At 66.1% G+C, this 20,301-nt stretch carries 16 protein-coding genes; 10 read left to right on the top strand and 6 right to left on the bottom strand.

The genetic code is table 11. The annotated features are described in order from the left end of the window. Window positions 1–42: 42 nt before the first annotated feature. Complete coding sequence (locus tag GGQ89_RS06685; RefSeq protein ID WP_221238873.1) at window positions 43–1,050, top strand: glycosyltransferase family 2 protein; 1,008 nt, start codon at window positions 43–45, stop codon at window positions 1,048–1,050. Here GGQ89_RS06685 and GGQ89_RS06690 read toward each other — a convergent pair. Then, on the bottom strand, window positions 1,047–1,193 hold the full coding sequence (locus tag GGQ89_RS06690; protein WP_167345453.1) for a hypothetical protein: 147 nt from the start codon (window positions 1,191–1,193) through the stop codon (window positions 1,047–1,049). The genes GGQ89_RS06685 and GGQ89_RS06690 overlap by 4 nt on opposite strands. 102 nt (window positions 1,194–1,295) lie before the next feature. Between GGQ89_RS06690 and ubiA the strand changes: the two genes are divergently transcribed. The 8 genes from ubiA to glgX all read left to right on the top strand — a co-directional run bounded on the left by ubiA (window position 1,296) and on the right by glgX (window position 14,913). Beyond that, entirely contained in the window at window positions 1,296–2,204 is a 909-nt protein-coding gene (ubiA, locus tag GGQ89_RS06695; protein ID WP_184105132.1) for a 4-hydroxybenzoate octaprenyltransferase, read from the top strand. Window positions 2,205–2,550: 346 nt separating this feature from the next. Next, window positions 2,551–3,861 (top strand): Nramp family divalent metal transporter, encoded by a 1,311-nt coding sequence (locus GGQ89_RS06700; RefSeq protein WP_184105050.1) that lies wholly within the window; start codon window positions 2,551–2,553, stop codon window positions 3,859–3,861. Window positions 3,862–3,954: 93 nt separating this feature from the next. Further along, entirely contained in the window at window positions 3,955–6,387 is a 2,433-nt protein-coding gene (locus GGQ89_RS06705) for a glycogen/starch/alpha-glucan phosphorylase (RefSeq protein ID WP_184105052.1), read from the top strand. Continuing rightward, a complete protein-coding gene (gene glgB, locus GGQ89_RS06710) occupies window positions 6,384–8,537 on the top strand; it encodes a 1,4-alpha-glucan branching protein GlgB (RefSeq protein ID WP_184105054.1) in 2,154 nt (717 codons plus the stop codon). The genes GGQ89_RS06705 and glgB overlap by 4 nt, the downstream gene beginning before the upstream one ends. A 79-nt stretch (window positions 8,538–8,616) precedes the next feature. Beyond that, entirely contained in the window at window positions 8,617–9,879 is a 1,263-nt protein-coding gene (glgC, locus tag GGQ89_RS06715) for a glucose-1-phosphate adenylyltransferase (RefSeq protein ID WP_184105055.1), read from the top strand. Window positions 9,880–9,887: 8 nt separating this feature from the next. Further along, window positions 9,888–11,342: a glycogen synthase GlgA gene (glgA, locus tag GGQ89_RS06720; RefSeq protein WP_184105057.1), complete on the top strand. Its 1,455-nt coding sequence runs from the start codon at window positions 9,888–9,890 to the stop codon at window positions 11,340–11,342. Then, complete coding sequence (locus tag GGQ89_RS06725; RefSeq protein WP_184105059.1) at window positions 11,339–12,964, top strand: alpha-D-glucose phosphate-specific phosphoglucomutase; 1,626 nt, start codon at window positions 11,339–11,341, stop codon at window positions 12,962–12,964. Before glgA ends, GGQ89_RS06725 begins: the two co-directional genes overlap by 4 nt. A gap of 149 nt (window positions 12,965–13,113) precedes the next feature. Then, entirely contained in the window at window positions 13,114–14,913 is a 1,800-nt protein-coding gene (gene glgX, locus GGQ89_RS06730; RefSeq protein WP_184105061.1) for a glycogen debranching protein GlgX, read from the top strand. A 56-nt stretch (window positions 14,914–14,969) separates the two neighbouring features. Here the strand turns inward: glgX and cyoD are convergent, their stop codons facing one another. From cyoD to GGQ89_RS06755, 5 genes are read right to left on the bottom strand one after another with little or no spacing between them, the layout of a single operon-like run. Beyond that, window positions 14,970–15,353 carry a cytochrome o ubiquinol oxidase subunit IV gene (gene cyoD / locus GGQ89_RS06735; protein WP_056436502.1) on the bottom strand — a complete coding sequence of 128 codons (384 nt, stop codon included), beginning with the start codon at window positions 15,351–15,353 and terminating at the stop codon, window positions 14,970–14,972. Further along, complete coding sequence (locus GGQ89_RS06740) at window positions 15,350–15,985, bottom strand: cytochrome (ubi)quinol oxidase subunit III (protein WP_184105063.1); 636 nt, start codon at window positions 15,983–15,985, stop codon at window positions 15,350–15,352. The genes cyoD and GGQ89_RS06740 overlap by 4 nt, the downstream gene beginning before the upstream one ends. Continuing rightward, window positions 15,982–17,994 (bottom strand): cytochrome o ubiquinol oxidase subunit I, encoded by a 2,013-nt coding sequence (gene cyoB / locus GGQ89_RS06745; RefSeq protein WP_184105065.1) that lies wholly within the window; start codon window positions 17,992–17,994, stop codon window positions 15,982–15,984. Before cyoB ends, GGQ89_RS06740 begins: the two co-directional genes overlap by 4 nt. Continuing rightward, complete coding sequence (gene cyoA / locus GGQ89_RS06750) at window positions 17,991–18,878, bottom strand: ubiquinol oxidase subunit II (RefSeq protein WP_184105068.1); 888 nt, start codon at window positions 18,876–18,878, stop codon at window positions 17,991–17,993. Before cyoA ends, cyoB begins: the two co-directional genes overlap by 4 nt. A gap of 50 nt (window positions 18,879–18,928) precedes the next feature. Further along, window positions 18,929–19,372 carry a hypothetical protein gene (locus GGQ89_RS06755; RefSeq protein WP_184105070.1) on the bottom strand — a complete coding sequence of 148 codons (444 nt, stop codon included), beginning with the start codon at window positions 19,370–19,372 and terminating at the stop codon, window positions 18,929–18,931. Window positions 19,373–19,450: 78 nt separating this feature from the next. Between GGQ89_RS06755 and GGQ89_RS06760 the strand changes: the two genes are divergently transcribed. Next, window positions 19,451–20,293 carry an HpcH/HpaI aldolase/citrate lyase family protein gene (locus GGQ89_RS06760; RefSeq protein ID WP_184105072.1) on the top strand — a complete coding sequence of 281 codons (843 nt, stop codon included), beginning with the start codon at window positions 19,451–19,453 and terminating at the stop codon, window positions 20,291–20,293. Window positions 20,294–20,301: the final 8 nt, after the last annotated feature.

The raw sequence follows: 20,301 nt of genomic DNA on the forward strand, positions 1-20,301 counted from the left end.
CCTTAGGGCATTGTTTACGATCGCTGTGCCTCAAGGCGGATCATGTCCCCACCCGTATCGATCGCTGCGACCCTGATCGTCCGAAACGAGGCGCGCTGCCTGGCGCGCTGTCTGGGGAGCGTCGCGCCCTGGGTCGACAAGATGGTCGTCCTCGATACCGGATCGACCGACGATAGCGTTGCCATCGCCCAGGCCGCCGGGGCCGAGGTCCATCACCTGCCCTGGCCGGAGAGCTTCTCGATCGCGCGCAATCATCTGCTCGATCTGGCCGACAGCGACTGGGCGCTGATGCTGGATGCCGACGAATGGCTGGTCACGGGCGGCGAGCTCTTGCGCGAATGGTGCGACGGCCCGGCGCGGCTGGGGCGGGTTTGCATCCATAACCAGCATGACGATGGCGAGACGGCGACGCGCAGTTGGATCACCCGGCTGATCCCGCGCGGCGCGCACTATCAGGGCCGCGTGCACGAACAGGTCGCGTCACCGCTGCCGCGCGTTCCCCTGCCCCTGCATGTGGCGCATGACGGCTATCTGGCCGCGCAGATCGCCCCCAAGCGGAACCGCAACCATATCCTGTTGCTGCGCGATCTCGCCGAGCAGCCGGACGATCCGTACCTTCATTACCAGATCGCCCGCGACGCCCGGATGCGTGACGATCTGGATGCGGCCTGCACCCATTTCACGCAGTCCCTGGCGCTGACTCCGGCGGATGCGAACTGGCGGCACGAGCTGGTCGTCACGGCGATCACGGTCCTGACAAAGGCCGGGCGGCTGGACGAGGCGCTGGCGCTGGCCGACCGGGAAATGCCGCATTGGCCGGAATCACCCGACTTCTTCTTCGTGCTCGGCGACCTGCTGCTCGACCGGGCCATGGCCGATCCGGCCAATGCGATCGGGCATTGGCTGCCCTTGGCGGAAGGGTCCTGGCAACGCTGCCTGGCGATTGGCGAGCGTCCCGAGCTGGAAGGCAGCGTGGCGGGGCGCGGCAGCCATCTGGCGCAGCATAATCTGGACGTCATCCGCTCGCAGCTGGCGCTGCTGGGGGCCTAACGCCGCCGCCGGATCGCCCACCACATCACGCCCAGCACGACGCCGACGAGCAGGACCACGCCGCCGACCATCCCGGCGACGCGCAGGATCGCCCAGAACAACGCCTCGACGAAACGGCCGACCGCGACCGACAGGCCGATCATGAGGCGAGGCTATGGCGGGAAGACACGGGCAGACGATAGCGGCGAACGCCCTTGCGCGCCACGGGTCGCGGTCATAGGCCGCATGCCATGACCATCGAGCCCATGACCGTCGAGATCGTACCCGATAGCGAGCATAAGGGACTGGTCGGGCGGCTGCCGCCCCGGCTGCGCGGGCTGGCGCTGCTGGCCCGGTTCGACCGGCCGATCGGCTGGTGGCTGCTGTTCTGGCCCGGCGTCTGGGCGATCGCGTTGGCGGGCGGGCTGCCGGATCGCTGGCCGCTGATCTTGTGGTTCCTGCTCGGCTCGATCGCGATGCGCGGGGCGGGATGCGTGTTCAACGACATCGTCGACCGCGATCTGGATGCCCAGGTGGCGCGGACACGGGCGCGGCCGATCCCGTCGGGGCTGGTATCGGTGAAGCTGGCGGCGATCTGGCTGGTCGCGCTCTGCCTGATCGGGCTGGTCGTCCTCGTCCAGCTTCGCCCGCTCGCCGCGATCGTCGCGGTGGCCAGCCTGGCGCCGGTCGCGGCCTATCCGTTCATGAAGCGGATCACCTGGTGGCCGCAGGCGTGGCTGGGCATGGTGTTCAGCTGGGCTGCGCTGGTCGGCTGGGCCGAGGTGGCGGGTTCGCTCTCGGCACCTTTGTGGCTGCTTTATGCGGGGTCGATCGCCTGGGTGATCGGCTATGACACCATCTATGCGCTGCAAGACCGCGAGGATGATGCGCTGATCGGGGTGCGCTCGTCCGCGCTGCGTATGGGCGCGCATGTGAAGCCGGGGGTCGGGGCGTTCTACCTTGCGGCGGTGCTGTGCTGGGCGGGGGCGATCTGGCTGGTGCGACCGGACGTGATTGCCCTTGCGGCACTGGTGCCGGTGGCGCTGCATCTCGGGTGGCAGGTGGCGACGTTGAAGCCAGACGATGGCACGGGGGCGCTTCACCGCTTCCGATCGAATCGCTTTGCCGGTTTGCTGATGGCACTGGCCTGTGCGGTGGTGGGGTCTTCTCTCTAAAATCGATCGACATTCAGCCCCCCTCTTCCCTCTCCCCTGGACAGGGGAGAGGGTTAGCGGAGCTTGCCAGCGTGCTGGCTAGCGTAGCTTGGGTGAGGGGTCGAGCGAGCCAAAGGCTCGCGCGCTCGCGGATGCGAGCGCAGCACCCCTCACCCAGCTCCGACTAAGCCTTTGCTTTTGCAAAGACCAAGTCTGCGCAACCCTCTCCCCTCTATGAGGGGCGAGGGAAGAAGGGCACGGCTGAATGTCGATCCGCTCTAAATCCTTCCTGGGACGAGGATTGTTGTATCGCGCAACGCTTTGGCGGGTTGTCGGTTTTTGGAAACTCCGTCACATCTGAAGGTCGATGACCGTAGCCACGCCCGCCACCCGCTCGCTTGCCGAAAGCCATCGTTCGATCGCCATACCGGAGGGCGCGTCCTTCCTGCGGCGGTTGTTCGCCTTTGCCGGACCCGGCTATCTGGTCGCGGTCGGCTATATGGATCCCGGCAACTGGGCGACCGACATCGCGGGCGGTTCGGCCTATGGCTATGCGCTGCTGTCGGTCATCCTGCTGTCCAACATCATGGCGATGATCCTGCAGGCGCTGTCGGCGCGGCTGGGGATCGCCGCCGGGCTGGACCTGGCACAGGCGTGCCGGGCGGCATACTCCAAGCCGGTTTCGCGCATCCTCTGGCTGCTCTGCGAGATCGCGATCATCGCCTGCGACCTGGCCGAGGTGCTGGGCACCGCCATCGCGCTGCAACTGCTGTTCGACCTGCCGCTGGTCTGGGGCGTGCTCATCACCGGGTTCGACGTCTTCCTGATCCTGGCGCTCCAGCGTTACGGATTCAGGAAGGTCGAGGCGTTCATCATCGCGCTGCTCCTCATCATCGGCGGCTGCTTCCTCTATGAGCTGATCGCCTCGCGCCCCGATCCGGGCGCCGTCATGGCGGGCTTCATTCCGACGACGCGGATCGTGACCGACCCGGCGATGCTCTACATCGCGATCGGCATATTGGGCGCGACGGTGATGCCGCATAATCTCTACCTCCATTCCTCGGTGGTGCAGACCCGCGCCTTCGGCCTGACCACCGAAGGCAAGCGCGATGCGATCAAGATGGCAACGATCGACAGCACGGTGGCGCTGTTCTTCGCCTTCTTCATCAATGCCGCGATCCTGATCGTGGCGGCGGCCACCTTCCATGTCGCAGGCCGCACCGATGTCGCCGAGATCGACCAGGCGTACCGGCTGCTCGCCCCGATGCTGGGCGCGGGCGCGGCGAGCGTGGTGTTCGGCGTGGCGCTGCTCGCCTCGGGCCAGAACTCGACCGTCACGGGGACACTCGCCGGGCAGATCGTGATGGAGGGCTTCCTCGACCTGCGGCTCGCGCCCTGGCTGCGGCGGCTGATCACGCGCGGGCTGGCGATCGTCCCCGCCGTGCTGGTCGTGGGGGCCAGTGGTCAGGCGGGCGCGACCAAGCTGCTGGTCCTCAGCCAGGTCATCCTCAGCCTGCAACTGCCTTTCGCGGTGGTGCCGCTGGTCCGCTTCACCGCGAACAAGGGGATGATGGGGCCCTTTGCCAGTCCCGTATGGCTGCGCATCTTAGCGTGGATCATTGCGGCGATCATCATCGGCCTTAACCTGACCTTGTTGTGGGGTCTGGCAACGGGCTGATCTCGTTTTCGCAGTTGCGAAGGAATGCCGCGTGACTTCACCCCTTACGCGACTAATCTGGGTGCAACTGGATCGACAGGGACGCCCGAATCAATGACGACCACCATCACCACCTTGCATGTCGACGACACCGGGCCGCTGGCCGACGCCATTGTCGACACGCTGGTGCACCGGATCGGCAAGGACGCCGCCAATGCGCGGCGGCACGACTGGTTGGCCGCAACCATCCTGACCGTCCGCAACGACATCATCGAACGCTGGATGGCCTCCACCCGCGAAGCCCATGCGGCGGGTGCCAAGCGGGTCTATTATCTCAGCCTGGAGTTCCTGATCGGCCGGCTGCTGCGTGACGCGCTGTCCAATATGGGCGTGATGGCGCAGGTGGCGGGCGCGCTTCAGACCCTGGGCGTCGACCTCGCCGAGCTGGAGGAGATCGAACCCGACGCGGCGCTGGGCAATGGCGGCCTCGGCCGACTGGCCGCGTGCTTCATGGAAAGCCTCGCCAGCCTCGACCTGCCCGCCTATGGCTATGGCATCCGTTATGTGAACGGCATGTTCCGCCAGCGCATCGACGATGGCTGGCAGGTCGAACTGCCCGAAACCTGGCTCAGCCATGGCAACCCCTGGGAGTTCGAGCGTCGCGAGAGCGCCTATTTCGTCGGCTTCGGCGGCGAGGTGATCGGCACCGAGAGCGGCGCGGTCCATTGGAAACCCGCCGAGGCGGTCGAGGCGGTGGCGGTCGATACGCCCGTCGTGGGCTGGCGCGGCAAGCGGGTCAACACGCTGCGCCTGTGGACCGCGCAGGCGATCGACCCCATCCGGCTCGATCGCTTCAACGCGGGCGATTATACCGGCGCGCTGGCCGGACAGCTGGCGGCGGAGACTTTGGTCCGCGTCCTCTACCCCTCGGACAGCTCGCCCGCGGGGCAGGAATTGCGGCTGCGCCAGGAATATTTCTTCTCCTCCGCCTCACTCCAGGACATCGTCCGGCGGCATATCCAGTATTTCAAGGATATCCGCACCCTGCCCGACAAGGCGGCGATCCAGCTGAACGACACCCATCCGGCGGTGTCGGTCGCCGAGCTGATGCGTCTGCTCGTCGATCATCACGATCTGGGTTTCGAGGAGGCGTGGGAAATCACCCGCCGCACCTTCGGCTATACCAACCACACGCTGCTTCCCGAGGCGCTGGAAAGCTGGCCGCTGCACCTGTTCGAGCGGCTGCTGCCACGTCACATGCAGCTGATCTATGCGATCAACGCCAAGCTGCTGCGCGAGGCCCGCGCCGTCGAGGGCATGGACGACCGCGCCATCGCCGCGATCAGCCTGATCGACGAAGGCGGCGAGCGCCGGGTGCGCATGGCGAACCTGGCCTTTGCGGGCAGCCACAGCGTCAACGGCGTCGCCGCGCTTCATACCGAGCTGATGAAGAAGACGGTCTTCGCCGACCTGCATCGCCTCTATCCGACGCGGATCAACAACAAGACCAACGGCATCACGCCGCGCCGCTGGTTGCAGCAATGCAATCCGCAACTGACCGCGCTGATCCGCGAGGCGATCGGACCGGGTTTCGAGGATGACGCGGAAAAATTGATAGCGCTCACGGAATTTGCGCAGGACGCGAATTTCAGGGAACGCTTTCTGACGATCAAACGTTCCAACAAAGTGGGGCTTGGGAATTATCTTCGGGAATCGACGGGACTTCGGGTGGACCCCGATGCGTTGTTCGACGTCCAGATCAAACGTATCCACGAATATAAGCGCCAGCTGCTCAACATCATCGAGACGGTGGCGCTGTACGACCAGATCCGCAGCCATCCCGAGCGTGACTGGACGCCGCGCGTCAAGCTGTTCGCGGGCAAAGCGGCCTCCAGCTATCACAATGCCAAGCTGGTCATCAAATTGGCCAATGACGTCGCTCGCCGGATCAATTCGGATCCGAGCGTCGGCCATCTGCTGAAGGTCGGGTTCATCCCGAACTACAATGTCAGCCTGGCCGAGAAGATCATTCCCGCCGCCGATCTGTCCGAACAGATTTCGACCGCGGGCATGGAGGCGTCGGGCACCGGCAACATGAAGTTCGCCCTCAACGGCGCGCTCACCATCGGCACGCTCGATGGCGCCAATGTCGAGATCAAGGAACATGTCGGCGACGATCATATCGTCATCTTCGGCCTGACCGCCGACGAGGTCGCTGAGAAGCGCCGCGATGGCTACAACCCGCGCAAAGTGATCGAGGGCAGCCCGGAACTGCGCCAGGCCGTCTCCGCCATCGCCTCGGGCGTGTTCTCGCCCGATGATCCCGGCCGCTACGCCGGGCTGATGGGCGGGCTGTACGATGGCGACTGGTTCATGGTCGCCGCCGATTTCGATGCCTATGCCGCCGCGCAACGCAGCGTCGACACGCGCTGGCGGGACCAGGCGGGCTGGGCGACCTCGGCCATCCACAATGTCGCGAAAGTCGGATGGTTCTCCTCCGATCGCACCATCCGGCAATATGCCGAGGAAATCTGGAACGTGATGTGAAGCCACCCCGTGCCGCTCTGGATGCCCTGATCGAGGGCCGCAACGCCGATCCCTTCGCGTTGCTGGGACCTCATGAAGGACCGGGCGGCACGTTCCTGCGGGCGCTGGTGCCGGGTGCGGAGGCGGTCACGGCCTTCGACCTGTCCGGCACGGCGCTGGGCGACCTGAAGAGCGTCGATACGCGCGGCCTGTTCGAGGGCGCGGTCGACGGCCCCGCCCAGCCGGTCAAGTACCGCGCCCGCGGCCACGGCGCGGAATGGTGGATCACCGATCCGTACAGCTTCGGCCCCGTGCTCGGCCCGCTCGACGACTTCCTGATGGGCGAAGGCAATCACTTCCGCCTTTACGACAAGATGGGCGCGCACCTGATCGAGCATCAGGGTGTGGCGGGCGTGCACTTCGCCGTCTGGGCCCCCAATGCCGAGCGGGTCGCGGTCGTCGGCGACTTTAACGACTGGAACCCCGGCCGCCACGTCATGCGCCGCCGCCTGGATGTCGGCGTCTGGGAAATCTTCATCCCCGATATCGGCGAGGGCCGCGCCTACAAGTTCGCCATCACCGGCCCGCATGGCGCGGAACAGCCGATGAAGGCCGACCCCTTCGCCTTCGCCGCCGAGCTTCGCCCCAAGACCGCCTCGGTCACGACCGCGCCGCCCCAGCATGTCTGGAAGGACGCCCCCCACCGCGAGCATTGGTCGAAGATCGACCCGCGCCGTGTGCCGATCAGCATCTACGAGGTCCATGCCGGATCGTGGGACCGCGACGAGAATGGCTGGTATCTCAGCTGGGATGCGCTGGCCGACCGGCTGATCCCCTATGTGGTGGAGATGGGGTTCACCCATATCGAATTCCTGCCCATCTCCGAGCATCCATATGACCCGAGCTGGGGCTATCAGACGACCGGGCTCTATGCCCCGTCGGCCCGGTTCGGCGATGTCGAGGGCTTTTCGCGCTTCGTCGACGGCGCGCACCGCGCCGGGGTGGGCGTGATCCTCGACTGGGTGCCCGCGCACTTCCCCACCGACGCGCATGGCCTGTCCCATTTCGACGGCACCGCGCTCTACGAGCATGAGGACCCGCGCCAGGGTTTCCACCCCGACTGGAACACCGCCATCTATAATTTCGGGCGGCGCGAGGTTTCGAGCTTCCTGGTCAACAACGCGCTGTTCTGGCCCGAGCGTTATCATATCGACGGGCTTCGCGTGGATGCCGTCGCCTCGATGCTCTACCGCGACTACAGCCGCAAGGACGGTGAGTGGGTGCCTAACGAGCAGGGCGGGCGCGAGAATTGGGAAGCGGTCGAGTTCCTCCGCCAGGTCAACCGGCAGGTTTACGGCCAGCATCCCGGCGTCTTCACCGTCGCCGAAGAGTCCACCGCCTGGCCCGGCGTCTCGGCCCCCGCGCATGACGGCGGGCTGGGCTTCGGCTTCAAGTGGAACATGGGCTTCATGCACGACACGCTCCAGTACATGGCGCGCGAACCCGTGCATCGGCGGCACCATCATGGCGAGATCCTGTTCGGCCTCCACTACGCCTTCGACGAGAATTTCGTCCTGCCGCTCAGCCATGACGAAGTGGTCCATGGCAAGGGCAGCCTGCTGACCAAGATGGCGGGCGACGACTGGCAGAAATTCGCCAATCTGCGCGCCTATTACGCCTTCATGTGGGCCTATCCCGGCAAGAAGCTGTTGTTCATGGGCCAGGAATTCGCCCAGCGCGAGGAATGGTCGGAAGACCGTCCGCTCGACTGGCATCTGCGGTGCAGCCATGCGCATGAAGGCGTCCGCTCATTGGTCCGCGACCTGAACCACCTGTACCGCGACACGCCCGCGCTCCATGCCCGCGACTGCGAGCGCGAGGGTTTTGAATGGCTGGTCGCCGACGACAGCGCGCAATCGGTCTTTGCCTGGCTGCGCAAGGCACCGGGTGAAAAGCCGGTCGCGGTCATCGCCAACATGACGCCGGTCGCCCGCGCGCCCTATCGCCTGCCGCTGCCGCATGACGGCCGCTGGACCGAGGTGCTGAACTCCGACGCGACGCAATATTGGGGCTCGGGCCTTGGCAATATGGGCGGCGTGGATGCCAGCGACGGCGCGGCCTGGGTGACGCTGCCGCCGCTGGCGACTGTCATGCTGCGCTTCGACGGCTGATCTGGATCGAGACTTTTACAAGAATACCAACGCCTCGCCTGCGCGTTGCGACATGAACACAAGGGACGGGAGACGGACGATGGACCTGAGGCGCGGACAACCGCTGGCGCGCGATGCCATGGCCTATGTGCTGGCGGGCGGCCGTGGCAGTCGCCTGATGGAACTGACCGACACCCGTGCCAAGCCCGCCGTCTATTTCGGCGGCAAGGCCCGGATCATCGACTTCGCTTTGTCCAACGCGATCAACTCGGGCATCCGCCGCATCGGCGTGGCGACCCAGTACAAGGCGCACTCGCTGATCCGCCACCTCCAGCGCGGCTGGAACTTCCTGCGCGACGAACGCAACGAGAGCTTCGACATCCTGCCCGCCAGCCAGCGGATCAGCGAATTCCAATGGTATGAGGGCACGGCCGACGCGGTGTTCCAGAATATCGACATCATCGAAAGCTATGCGCCCGAATTCATGGTCATCCTGGCGGGCGATCATGTCTACAAGATGGACTATGAGCTGATGCTCCAGCAGCATTGCGACAGTGGTGCCGACGTCACCGTCGCCTGTCTGGAGGTCTCGCGCGAGGAAGCGAGCGCGTTCGGCGTGATGCATGTCGACGAGACCGACCGTATCGTCGATTTCGTCGAAAAGCCCGCGGATCCGCCCTCCATTCCCGGCAATCCGGGCGTGTCGCTGGCGTCGCTGGGCATCTATGTCTTCCGCACCGCCTTCCTGTTCGAGCAGCTGCGTCGCGATGCCGAGACGCCGGGGTCGAGCCGCGACTTCGGCAAGGATATCATCCCCTATCTGGTCGAGCATGGCAAAGCCCAGGCGCACCGCTTCTCCGCCAGCTGCGTCCGCTCGGAGGACGAACCCGGCGCCTATTGGCGCGACGTCGGCACGGTGGACGCTTACTGGGAGGCCAGCCTGGACCTGACCGACGTGGTGCCGCAGCTCGACCTGTACGACCGCAGCTGGCCGCTCTGGACCTATGCCGAGATCACCCCGCCCGCCAAGTTCGTCCATGATGTCGAGGGACGGCGCGGATCGGCGGTGGCCAGCCTGATCGCGGGCGACTGCATCGTGTCGGGATCGTCGATCAACCGCTCGCTGCTGTCGACCGGGGTTCGCACGCACAGCTATGCGTCGCTCAACGAGGCCGTCGTCCTGCCCTTCTGCCAGATCGGACGGGGCGCCCAGTTGCGGCGGGTGATCCTCGATCGTGGCGTCAGGATTCCCGACGGCCTGGTGGTCGGGGAAGACCCGGTGCTCGACGCGCATCGGTTCCGGCGCACCGACAAGGGCATCTGCCTGATCACCCAGCCGATGATCGACCGTCTGGCCAACTGAAAGTCCCCATGACCCTTTCCGTCCTGTCGGTCGCCTCGGAGGCGTTCCCGCTCATCAAGACCGGCGGCCTCGCCGATGTGGTCGGCGCGCTGCCCGAGGCCCTGGCGCCGCACGACATCGCCGTCACCACGCTGATCCCCGGCTTCCCCAAGGTGATGCGCGCGATCGGCGAGGACGCCCCGCGCGTCCATCACTGGACGCACATCATCGGCACCGAAGCATATCTGCGCGAGGCGATGATCGGCACGCACCGGCTGCTGGTGATCGAGGCGCCGCAGCTTTGGGAGCGCGAGGGGCTTCCCTATGTCGATACCGGCGGAAATGACTGGCACGACAATTGGCGGCGCTTCGCGGTGCTGGCGCGCGCGGGCGCGGACCTCGCCTCGGGCGCTGTGCCGGGGTACGATTTCGACCTGCTCCACGCGCATGACTGGCAGGCCGCGCTCGCCCCCGCCTTTCTCCATTACGCGCCCGGCCCCGGCAAGGTCGCCAAGAGCATCGTCACCATCCACAATATCGCCTTTCAGGGTTCGTTCGCGGCGCACCACTTCCCCGATCTGGGCCTGCCCCCCGAGGCGTGGAGCGTCGACGGCGTCGAATATTATGGCCAGATCGGCTATCTGAAGGCGGGCCTGCGGACGGCGGATGCGATCACCACGGTCAGCCCGACCTATGCCGAGGAAATCCACCGGGTTCAGTATGGCATGGGGCTGGAGGGCCTGATCGCCGCGCGCGCCGAATGCGTCAGCGGCATCGTCAACGGCATCGACCCCGCCATCTGGAGTCCCAAGGCCGACCCCGCCCTGCCCGCCCCCTTCACCGTCGACACGCTGGACGATCGCATCGCCAACAAGCGCGCGGTCGAACAGGCGTTCGGGCTGGACGAGGATGACAGCCCGATCTTCACCGTCATCAGCCGCCTGACCTGGCAAAAGGGCATGGACGTGCTGGTCGAGGTGATCGACGATCTGGTGGCGCTGGGCGGACGGCTGGTCGTACTGGGCACCGGCGACCCGGCGCTGGAGATCGCCTTCGCCACGGCGGCCCTCCGCCATCCGGGCCGCGTCGCGGTGCGCATCGGCTATGACGAGCCGGTCTCGCATCTGCTCCAGGGCGGATGCGATGCGATCGTCATCCCCTCGCGGTTCGAGCCGTGCGGGCTGACCCAGCTCTATGCGCTCGCCTATGGCTGCGTCCCCGTGGTCGCGCGTACGGGCGGGCTGGCCGATACGATCATCGACGCCAATGAGGCCGCGCTGGCCATGGGCGTGGCGACCGGGCTTCAGTTCGATACTGTCACCGCCGACAATATTGTTGCCGTGCTGCGTCGCACAATGAGACTCTATGCCGACCAAGACCAATGGCGGACCATCCAGGTCAATGGCATGAATGCCGACTATAGCTGGCACCATAGCGGCCGCCACTATGCCGAACTCTATCGATCCGTGCTGGGGTACCCATGATCAAGACCGTCGCGACTGAGCCCTATCTCGACCAGAAGCCGGGCACCTCGGGCCTGCGCAAGAAGGTTCGCGTCTTTCAGCAGCGCAACTATGCCGAGAATTTCATCCAGTCGACGTTCGATGCGCTGGGCGATGAAAAGACCGGCCAGACGCTGGTGATCGGCGGCGACGGTCGCTTCCTGAACCGCGAAGTGATCCAGGTCGCGATCCGCATGGCGGCGGCGAACGGCTTTGCCCGCGTCGTGGTCGGCCAGGGCGGCATCCTGTCGACGCCTGCGGCCAGCAACGTGATCCGCCAGCGTAAGGCGCTGGGCGGTCTGGTCCTGTCGGCCAGCCACAATCCGGGCGGGCCGGAAGAAGATTTCGGCATCAAGTACAACATCTCGAACGGCGGCCCCGCGCCGGAAAAGGTGACCGACGCGATACACGCCAACACCAAGTCGATCAGCCGCTGGCTGACCGTCGAGGCCGACGACATCGACCTCGACACGCCGGGCGAGGTGACGGTCGGGGACATGACGGTCGAGGTGATCGACTCGGTCGCCGACTATGCCGCGCTGATGGAGAGCCTGTTCGACTTCGCCGCGATCCAAAAGGCGGTCGAGGGCGGCTTTACCATGTCGTTCGACGCGATGAGCGCGGTGACCGGGCCGTACGCGACCGAAATCCTCGAAAAGCGGCTGGGCTTCGCGGCCGGTACCGTGAAGAACGGCACGCCGCTTCCCGATTTCGGCGGGCATCATCCCGATCCCAATCTGGTCCATGCCAAGGAACTCTACGACCGGATGATGGCGGCGGACGCGCCCGATTTCGGCGCGGCCTCGGACGGCGACGGCGACCGCAACCTCATCATCGGGCGCGGGCGCTTCATCACCCCGTCGGACAGTCTGGCGATGCTGGCGGCGAACGCGCATCTGGCGCCCGCCTATGCCGGTGGCCTGAAGGGCATCGCCCGCTCGATGCCGACCAGTGCCGCCGCCGACCGCGTGGCCGAGAAGCTGGGCATCCCGGCCTATGAGACGCCAACCGGCTGGAAGTTCTTCGGCAACCTGCTCGACGCAGGCATGGCGACGATCTGCGGCGAGGAGAGCGCAGGAACCGGCTCGGACCATGTGCGCGAGAAGGACGGGCTGTGGGCGGTGCTGCTCTGGCTCAACATCCTCGCCGCCTCGGGCAAGTCGGTCGACCAGATCGCGCGCGATCACTGGGCGACCTATGGCCGCAACTATTATGCGCGCCACGACTATGAGGGCGTCGAGAGCGAGCGCGCCGATGCGCTGATGGCCGATCTGCGCGCCAAGCTGGCCACCCTGCCGGGCGAGACGTTCGCAGGGCTGACGGTCGAGGCGGCGGACGACTTCGCCTATACCGATCCGACCGACCAGTCGGTCAGCCGCAACCAGGGCATTCGCGTGTTGTTCGTGGGCGGCAGCCGTGTGGTGTTCCGCCTGTCGGGCACCGGCACCAGCGGCGCGACGCTGCGAGTGTATCTGGAGCGTTATTCGGCCGACGAACTCGACCGCGAGACGCCCGAGATGCTGGGTGACATCATCGCGGCGGCGGACGAGATTGCAGGGATCACCCAGCATACCGGCCGCACCGAACCCGATGTGGTGACCTGATCCTACATCATTCCTCCCCTGCAAGGGGAGGGGGATTGCGGCGAAGCCGTGGTGGAGGGGTGTCACCCTCTCGATAGCGCGACACCCCTCCGTCATCGCTAGCGCGATGCCACCTCCCCTTCCTGGGGAGGAATTGCAATGCTGTCGGCATGACGAATCAGCTCGCCTTACCCCTTGGTGCCACCCCCGTCCCCGGCGGCACCCGCTTCGCCGTGCGCTCGACCGCCGAGCGGGTGGAGCTATGTCTGTTCGACGGCGCAGACGAACGCCGTCTCGCCATGACCCGCGACGGCGATGTGTGGACCACTACGGCCCCGGGCACGAACCATCTCTATGGCTACCGCGCGCACGGGGAATACGACCCGGGCCGCAACCTGTGGTTCGACCCGGCCAAGCTGCTGGTCGATCCTTACGCGCTAGAACTCGACCGCCCCTTCATCCAGTCGCCGCGTCTGGCGGCCTATGGCGAAGACACCGCCGACATCGTCCCCCGCGCCCGCGTCGTCACGCCACTGACCGACACCCCCGCTCCGCCGCTGTTCCGGCCGGGCGGGCTGATCTATGAACTCAATGTGCGCGGTTTCACCATGCGCCATCCCGCCATCCCGCCCGAACAGCGCGGCACCTTGGCGGCGCTCGCCCATCCCGCCGTGCTGGACCATCTGCGCAAGCTGGGCGTCGCGGCGGTGGAGCTCATGCCGATCACCGCTGCGATAGACGAGCGCCATCTGCCGCCGCTCGGCCTGCGCAATGCCTGGGGTTACAATCCGGTGGTGCCGATGGCGCTGTGCCCGGAACGGGTGCCGGGCGGCGTCGCCGAACTGGCCTCGACCGTCGCGGTGCTGCGGCAGGCCGGGATCGGCGTCATCCTCGACCTCGTGTTCAACCATATGGGCGAGAGCGACATCCATGGCGGCACCCTGTCCTTTCGCGGGCTGGACCCGGATGCCTATGCGCGGACGACGGACGGCACGCTCATCAACGACGCAGGCACCGGCAACACGCTCGACGCCAGCCGCCCCGGCGTCCGCGCGATGATCCTCGACAGCCTGCGCCATTTCGCGCGGGCGGGCGTGGACGGCTTCCGCTTCGACTTGGCGCCGGTGCTGGCGCGCGGACCGGGCTTCGACGCCCGCGCGCCCATCTTCGCCGAGATCGCCGCCGATCCGATCCTGTCGACCCGCATCATGATCGCCGAACCCTGGGATATCGGCCCCGGCGGCTACCAGCTCGGCAACTTTCCCGAGCATTGGCTGGAGTGGAACGACAAATATCGCGATCAGGTCCGCCGCTTCTGGCGCGGCGACGGGCGGGCGGGCGATCTGGCGACACGGATCGCAGGCTCGGCGGATATATTCAGCAGCACGGCCAGCCGCTCGGTCAATTTCGTCGCGGCGCATGACGGCTTCACCCTCGCCGATCTGGCCGCCTATGCCCAGCGCCACAACCACGCCAATGGCGAGGACAATCGCGACGGGCATGGCGACGAGGTGTCGTGGAACCATGGGCAGGAAGGGGCGATAGACGATCCCGCCATTCGCGCCGCCCGCACCCGCTCGGTACGCGCAATGCTCGCCACATTGTTCCTGTCGCGCGGCACCCCGATGTTGACCGCAGGCGACGAGTTCGGCCGCAGCCAGAACGGCAACAACAACGGCTATGCCCAGGATAACGAGACGACCTGGCTCGACTGGGAGGCTCGCGACGCGGCGCTGGAGGATTTCGTCGCACAGCTCAGCGCTTTTCGCCGGGACATGCCTCTGGATTGGACCGACTGGCTGGCCAAGGCAGAGTGGCGCAATCTATCCGGTGGTCCGATGACGCCGGAGGATTGGGACAGCGGAAACGGCTTTGCGCTTCACCTGCCAATCGGCGACGAAAAGCTGATCCTGCGCTTCGATCACAGGCACGGCGTCTCCGCCATCAGGGGGCGATTGCTGGAAAGCTAAGACGCGACGGTATCGCATTGCTCCCCTCCCCTGAAGGGGAGGGGCTTAACCCTTGCTCACGGCGTCGCCATCGGTCCCATCAGATTGTGGTTCAGATGCCCCATGATCCAGATCGAGCCCAGCAGCACCAGCGCCACGATCAGGATGCCGAACAGCAGCGCCAGCACATTGTTGCTGTTGTCCGGCCCGGTCGTGATGTGGAGGAAGAACACCAGATGCACCCCCATCTGCCCGATCGCCAGCGCGACCAGCGCGGCGGGGACGGCGGGGCCCCAGACGATATCGAACTGCACCAGCGCAAAGGACGCCGCCGTCAGGATCGCGGCGGCGACCAGCCCGATCGCATAGCTGCGGATGCCGCCGACGACCGAGTCCTTCTCGCTCTCCACGCCCGGCGCGGTTTCGTCGCGGGCCATTTCCTCATCGGGCCGCTCGCTCATCCGCGCACTCCCATCAGGTAAACCATGGTGAACAGCGCCACCCAGATGATGTCGAGCGCGTGCCAGAACAGGCTGAAGCACAGGATGCGGCGCAGGATATCCTCGCGAAACCCCTTGGCCCAGGCCTGCGCCATCATCGTCGTCAGCCAGAGCATCCCCAGCAGGACGTGCAGCCCATGGCACCCCACCAGCGCGAAAAAGGCCGACAGGAACGCACTGCGCCCCGGCCCCGCCCCCTCGCCGATCAGATGGAGGAACTCATAGGTCTCCAGCGCCAGAAAACCCGCACCGAGTAGTCCGGTCGCCGCCATTGCGATCTGGAACCAGCGCATGTCGCGCGCCAGCGTGGCAATCCCCGCCAGCCCGCAGGCGAAGCTGGACAGGAGCAGCAGCACCGTCTCCGTCTCGACCAGCTTCAGCTCGAACAGGTCCTTGCCCGAAGGACCGCCCGCCGTCGCATCCTTCAGCACCGCATATCCGGCGAAGAAACAGGCGAACAGGATGAAGTCCGATAGCAGGAAGATCCAGAAGCCATAGGACACCACGACCCGCTTGGGCGCGGGACCGTCCGGGTTCGGCTCGGCCGAACGACCTAGCTTGTTGGGATCATGCGTCCGCGCCGCCCCGCTCATGACAGCGCCTCTTCGGGCAGGTCGAGCAGCGTCGCCTTGCTGCGGCGACGGGCCTGGTCCAGCCGTTCGACCTCCTCGACCGGGATTTCATACTCGGCCTTGTCCCGCCATGCGAAGACGATGAATGTCCCCCAGGCGCCGAAGAAGCCCAGCACGACCAGCCACCAGATATGCCAGATCAGCGCAAAGCCCATGGCCGTGGCAAAGAAGGCCGCGACGATCCCGGTCGGCGAATTGCGCGGCATCTCGATCGGTTCGTAATCGGGGCGATCGGACAAGGCGCGGTTCTCGCGCGCCTTCGCCTTGATGCCCCAATAGGCTTCCTCGCCCTTCACATCCGGCAGCACCGCGAAGTTGAAGGCGGGCGGCGGAGAGGTGGTGATCCATTCCAGCGTTCGCCCGTCCCAGGGGTCGCCGCTCTCGTCGATCCGGTCGGCCCGCGTCTTGATCGAGACGTAGAGCATCATGACCTGGCACGCGATGCCGGCGGCGATCAGCAGCGCGCCGACGCCCGCGACCAGCAGCCAGGGATGCCAGCCCGGCACGTCATAATGCTGCATCCGCCGCGTCATGCCCATCAGGCCGAGGACATAGAGCGGCATGAAGGCGACGTAGAAGCCACTGATCCACAGCCAGAAGGCGCGCTTGCCCCAGGTCTCGTCCAGCGTGAAGCCGAACATCTTGGGAAACCAGAAGGTGAACCCCGCAAAGGCCCCGAACAGCACGCCGCCGATGATGACGTTATGGAAATGCGCGACCAGGAACAGCGAGTTGTGCAGCACGAAATCGGCCGGGGGCACCGCCAGCATCACGCCGGTCATGCCGCCGATCACGAAGGTCACGATGAACCCGATCGACCACAGCATCATCGACGTATAGCGGATGCGCCCGCCATACATGGTGAACAGCCAGTTGAAGACCTTCACCCCGGTCGGCACGGCGATGATCATCGTCGTGATGCCGAAGAAACCGTTCACATCGGCCCCCGCCCCCATGGTGAAGAAATGGTGCAGCCAGACCATGAAGGACAGGATGCAGATCACCATGGTCGCGATGACCATCGAGCGGTATCCGAACAGCGGCTTGGACGAGAAGGTCGAGATGATCTCGGAAAACACGCCGAAGGCGGGCAGGATGAGGATGTAGACTTCCGGGTGGCCCCAGGCCCAGATGAGGTTGACGAACATCATCTGGTTGCCGCCCGCTTCGGGCGTGAAGAAGTGGAAGCCGAGATAGCGGTCGAGGATCAGCATGCCGAGCACGGCGGTCAGCACCGGAAAGGCCGCGACGATCAGCAGGTTGGAAGCCAGCGAGGTCCAGGTGAACATCGGCATCCGGCTGTAACCCATGCCGGGCGCACGCATCTTCAATATGGTGGTGACCAGGTTCACGCCCGACAGCAGCGTCCCCATCCCCGATATCTGGAGCGCCCAGAGATAATAATCGACGCCGACGCCGGGCGAGAAGCGCAACTCCGACAGCGGCGGATAGACCAGCCAGCCGGTCTTGGCGAACTCGCCGATGACCAGGCTCATATTGATGAGCAGCGCGCCGCTGGCGGTCAGCCAGAAGCTGACTGAGTTGAGCGTCGGAAACGCCACGTCGCGCACGCCGAGTTGCAACGGCACGACGAAGTTCATCAGCCCGATCATGAACGGCATCGCCACGAAGAAGATCATGATCGTGCCATGCGCCGAGAAGATCTGGTCGTAATGGTCGGGCGGCAGATAGCCTTCATTGCCATAGGCGATCGCCTGTTGCGACCGCATCAGCAGCGCATCCGAAAAGCCGCGCAGCAGCATGACGCCCGCGAGCAGACAATACATGACGCCGATCCGCTTATGGTCGACGCTCGTGATCCATTCGCTCCAGATATAGGGCAGATGCCCGCGCCGCCACACCCAGATGAAGACGCCCAGCAGGACCAGACCGATGACGCCCGCCGACACCAGGGGCAGCGGTTCGTGGAACGGGATCGAGTCCCAGCCGAGCTTGCCCGTGAAACTCATTGCTCGCGCCCGTCCTTGGCCTTCTCACCCTCGGGTGCGCCGTTCTTCATGACGATCTGGTCGTAGAGGCCGGACTGGAGCCTGGGATAGCTGGCGGGGCGGACATTGCGGCTGGGATGCGCCATCGCGACGAACTCGTTCCAGTCGAGCGTCTTGCCCTGTCCTCCCTGCGCGGTCGCGACGAAGCGATCGAAGCTCGCTTGCGGCACCGCATCGACGAAGAAGTCCATATCGGCAAAGCCCTCCCCGCTATAATGCGCCGACAGCCCGCGATAGCGCCCAGCCTTGTCCGCGCGCAGGTGGAGCGTCGAGTCCATGCCCGACATGGCGTAGATCTGGCTGCCCAGCTGCGGCACAAAGAAGCTGTTCATCACGCCTGCCGAGGTGATGCGGAACTTGACCGGCGTGCCGACCGGCACGACCAGCCGGTTGATCGTCGCAATCCCCTGTTCGGGATAGAGGAACAGCCATTTCCAGTCGGTCGCGACGACCTCGACGGTCATCGTCCTGGCCTTGGACGCGATGGGCTTGGGCGGATCGAGGTCATGACTGCCGATCCAGGCGATGCCGCCCAAAAACATGATGGCGAGCGCGGGGATCGACCAGACCAGCAGCTCCAGTCGCCCCGAATAAGCCCATTCGGGCAGATGCTTGGCGCGGGTGTTACCTGCGCGGAACCACCAGCCGAAGGCGAAGGCCAGGATGATGACCGGCACCACGATGGCCAGCATCACCGCCAGCGAATTGAAGAAGATGCTGCGCTCGCCCGCCGCGATCGGCCCGGCGGGGTCCAGGATGCCCGGCTCGCAGGCGGAAAGGACGACGCACGACCCAAGGCACGCAAAACGCGCGGCAATTTTGGCGAGGCGCGGATCGCGGATCATTCAGCGGGTGAACGGCGGCCTCCTGCTTTCGTTCCGCCCCCGCAAAGGGATCAGGCGGCGAGTCTTTGCCCCTCGCTATCGTCGCTGTCATTGGCGGGCCGCTCCACCCGGCGCGGGCGAGCGGTCCGGCTCGCGGACATCCGCCCGGCCCAGCGGCCGAAAACAGGCCAGCGCGCCAGCATCGAGGAGGACAGCACCGCCGCCATGACCAGTTCGGCCACCCCGCCCCATTCGATCGCCGAGGCGAGCATGACCAGATCGCCCATCGGCGCGGCCGCCGCAGCCAGCATGCGAATCTCGTCGATCTCGAACCAGATGGCGAGGCCGAGCAGCGCGACCCCCAGCGCCATCATCGCCCAATGTCCCGGACGGACCCGGCCGAGCAGCCGCGCCGGGGTGTCGATCAGCATGGCCGCCAGCCAGCGGCTGACCGGCAGATCCGGCCAGACGTAAAGCGTGATCGTCAGCCCCAGCAGCAACAGCGTCGCGGTCATATCATCCCCCCTTCGAAGTTTCGATTATGGCGCGACCGCACCATTTTACCAGAGGCATGACGCCGCTATGCTCCCGCGATGACCCTGCGCAGCGCCCTGTTCCTCCCCGCCTCCAACCCCCGCGCCATCGCAAAGGCGCGTAGGCTCGACAGCGATGCGGTGATCCTCGACCTCGAGGACGCGGTCGCGCCCGACGCCAAGGCCGTGGCGCGCGACGCGGCGGTGGCGGCGGTGCGCGAGGGGGGCTTTGGCGAGCGGGTGTTGGTCGTGCGGACGAACGGGTTCGACAGCCCCCATGCGGCCGACGATCTTGCCGCGCTGGCAGAGGCGTGTCCGGCGGCGGTGCTGATCCCCAAGGTCGACGATGTCGCGACGCTGGCCGCCGCACGGGCGGCGCTGGGGCCGGACGTGCCGCTCTGGGCGATGATCGAGACGTGTCGCGGAATCCTGTCGCTGGGCGCGATCGCGCAGGCAGCGAAGGAGTTGGGGCTGGCCGCCCTGATCGCGGGGACAAACGATCTGGCGAAGGAGATGCGCCTGCCCTCTCCGCCCGCGCCCGAGGCGTTGCTGCCCTTGCGCGTCCAGATCGTCGTTGCCGCCCGAAGCGCCGGGCTGATTGCGCTGGACGGCGTATGCAACGCCCTCGACGCACCCGATCGGCTGGCCGCGGAATGTGCCGAAGGGCGGCGTCTGGGCTTCGACGGCAAGACGCTGATCCATCCCAACCAGATTGCCGCGGCGAATGCGGGCTTCGGCCCGGACGCGGCCGAGATCGCCTGGGCGCGGAGGGTGGTGGAGGCCTTCGCCGATCCCGAGCAAGCGGCGCTGGGCGCGATCCGGCTGGACGGGCAAATGGTCGAACGCCTGCATCTGACGGAGGCGGAGCGCATCTTGGCGCTTGTCCAGCGACCGGCCGAATAATCCGCCCT

This window comes from Sphingomonas yabuuchiae, assembly GCF_014199595.1.
Lineage (GTDB): Bacteria > Pseudomonadota > Alphaproteobacteria > Sphingomonadales > Sphingomonadaceae > Sphingomonas > Sphingomonas yabuuchiae.

What these genes read in the sequence shown, in the direction of transcription:
- GGQ89_RS06685 (WP_221238873.1), top strand. Translation starts at nt 43, where the DNA reads ATGTCCCCACCCGTATCGATCGCTGCGACCCTGATCGTCCGAAACGAG.
- GGQ89_RS06690 (WP_167345453.1), bottom strand. Translation starts at nt 1,193, where the DNA reads ATGATCGGCCTGTCGGTCGCGGTCGGCCGTTTCGTCGAGGCGTTGTTC.
- ubiA (WP_184105132.1), top strand. Translation starts at nt 1,296, where the DNA reads ATGACCGTCGAGATCGTACCCGATAGCGAGCATAAGGGACTGGTCGGG.
- GGQ89_RS06700 (WP_184105050.1), top strand. Translation starts at nt 2,551, where the DNA reads ATGACCGTAGCCACGCCCGCCACCCGCTCGCTTGCCGAAAGCCATCGT.
- GGQ89_RS06705 (WP_184105052.1), top strand. Translation starts at nt 3,955, where the DNA reads ATGACGACCACCATCACCACCTTGCATGTCGACGACACCGGGCCGCTG.
- glgC (WP_184105055.1), top strand. Translation starts at nt 8,617, where the DNA reads ATGGACCTGAGGCGCGGACAACCGCTGGCGCGCGATGCCATGGCCTAT.
- glgA (WP_184105057.1), top strand. Translation starts at nt 9,888, where the DNA reads ATGACCCTTTCCGTCCTGTCGGTCGCCTCGGAGGCGTTCCCGCTCATC.
- GGQ89_RS06725 (WP_184105059.1), top strand. Translation starts at nt 11,339, where the DNA reads ATGATCAAGACCGTCGCGACTGAGCCCTATCTCGACCAGAAGCCGGGC.
- glgX (WP_184105061.1), top strand. Translation starts at nt 13,114, where the DNA reads ATGACGAATCAGCTCGCCTTACCCCTTGGTGCCACCCCCGTCCCCGGC.
- cyoD (WP_056436502.1), bottom strand. Translation starts at nt 15,353, where the DNA reads ATGAGCGAGCGGCCCGATGAGGAAATGGCCCGCGACGAAACCGCGCCG.
- GGQ89_RS06740 (WP_184105063.1), bottom strand. Translation starts at nt 15,985, where the DNA reads ATGAGCGGGGCGGCGCGGACGCATGATCCCAACAAGCTAGGTCGTTCG.
- cyoB (WP_184105065.1), bottom strand. Translation starts at nt 17,994, where the DNA reads ATGAGTTTCACGGGCAAGCTCGGCTGGGACTCGATCCCGTTCCACGAA.
- cyoA (WP_184105068.1), bottom strand. Translation starts at nt 18,878, where the DNA reads ATGATCCGCGATCCGCGCCTCGCCAAAATTGCCGCGCGTTTTGCGTGC.
- GGQ89_RS06755 (WP_184105070.1), bottom strand. Translation starts at nt 19,372, where the DNA reads ATGACCGCGACGCTGTTGCTGCTGGGGCTGACGATCACGCTTTACGTC.
- GGQ89_RS06760 (WP_184105072.1), top strand. Translation starts at nt 19,451, where the DNA reads ATGACCCTGCGCAGCGCCCTGTTCCTCCCCGCCTCCAACCCCCGCGCC.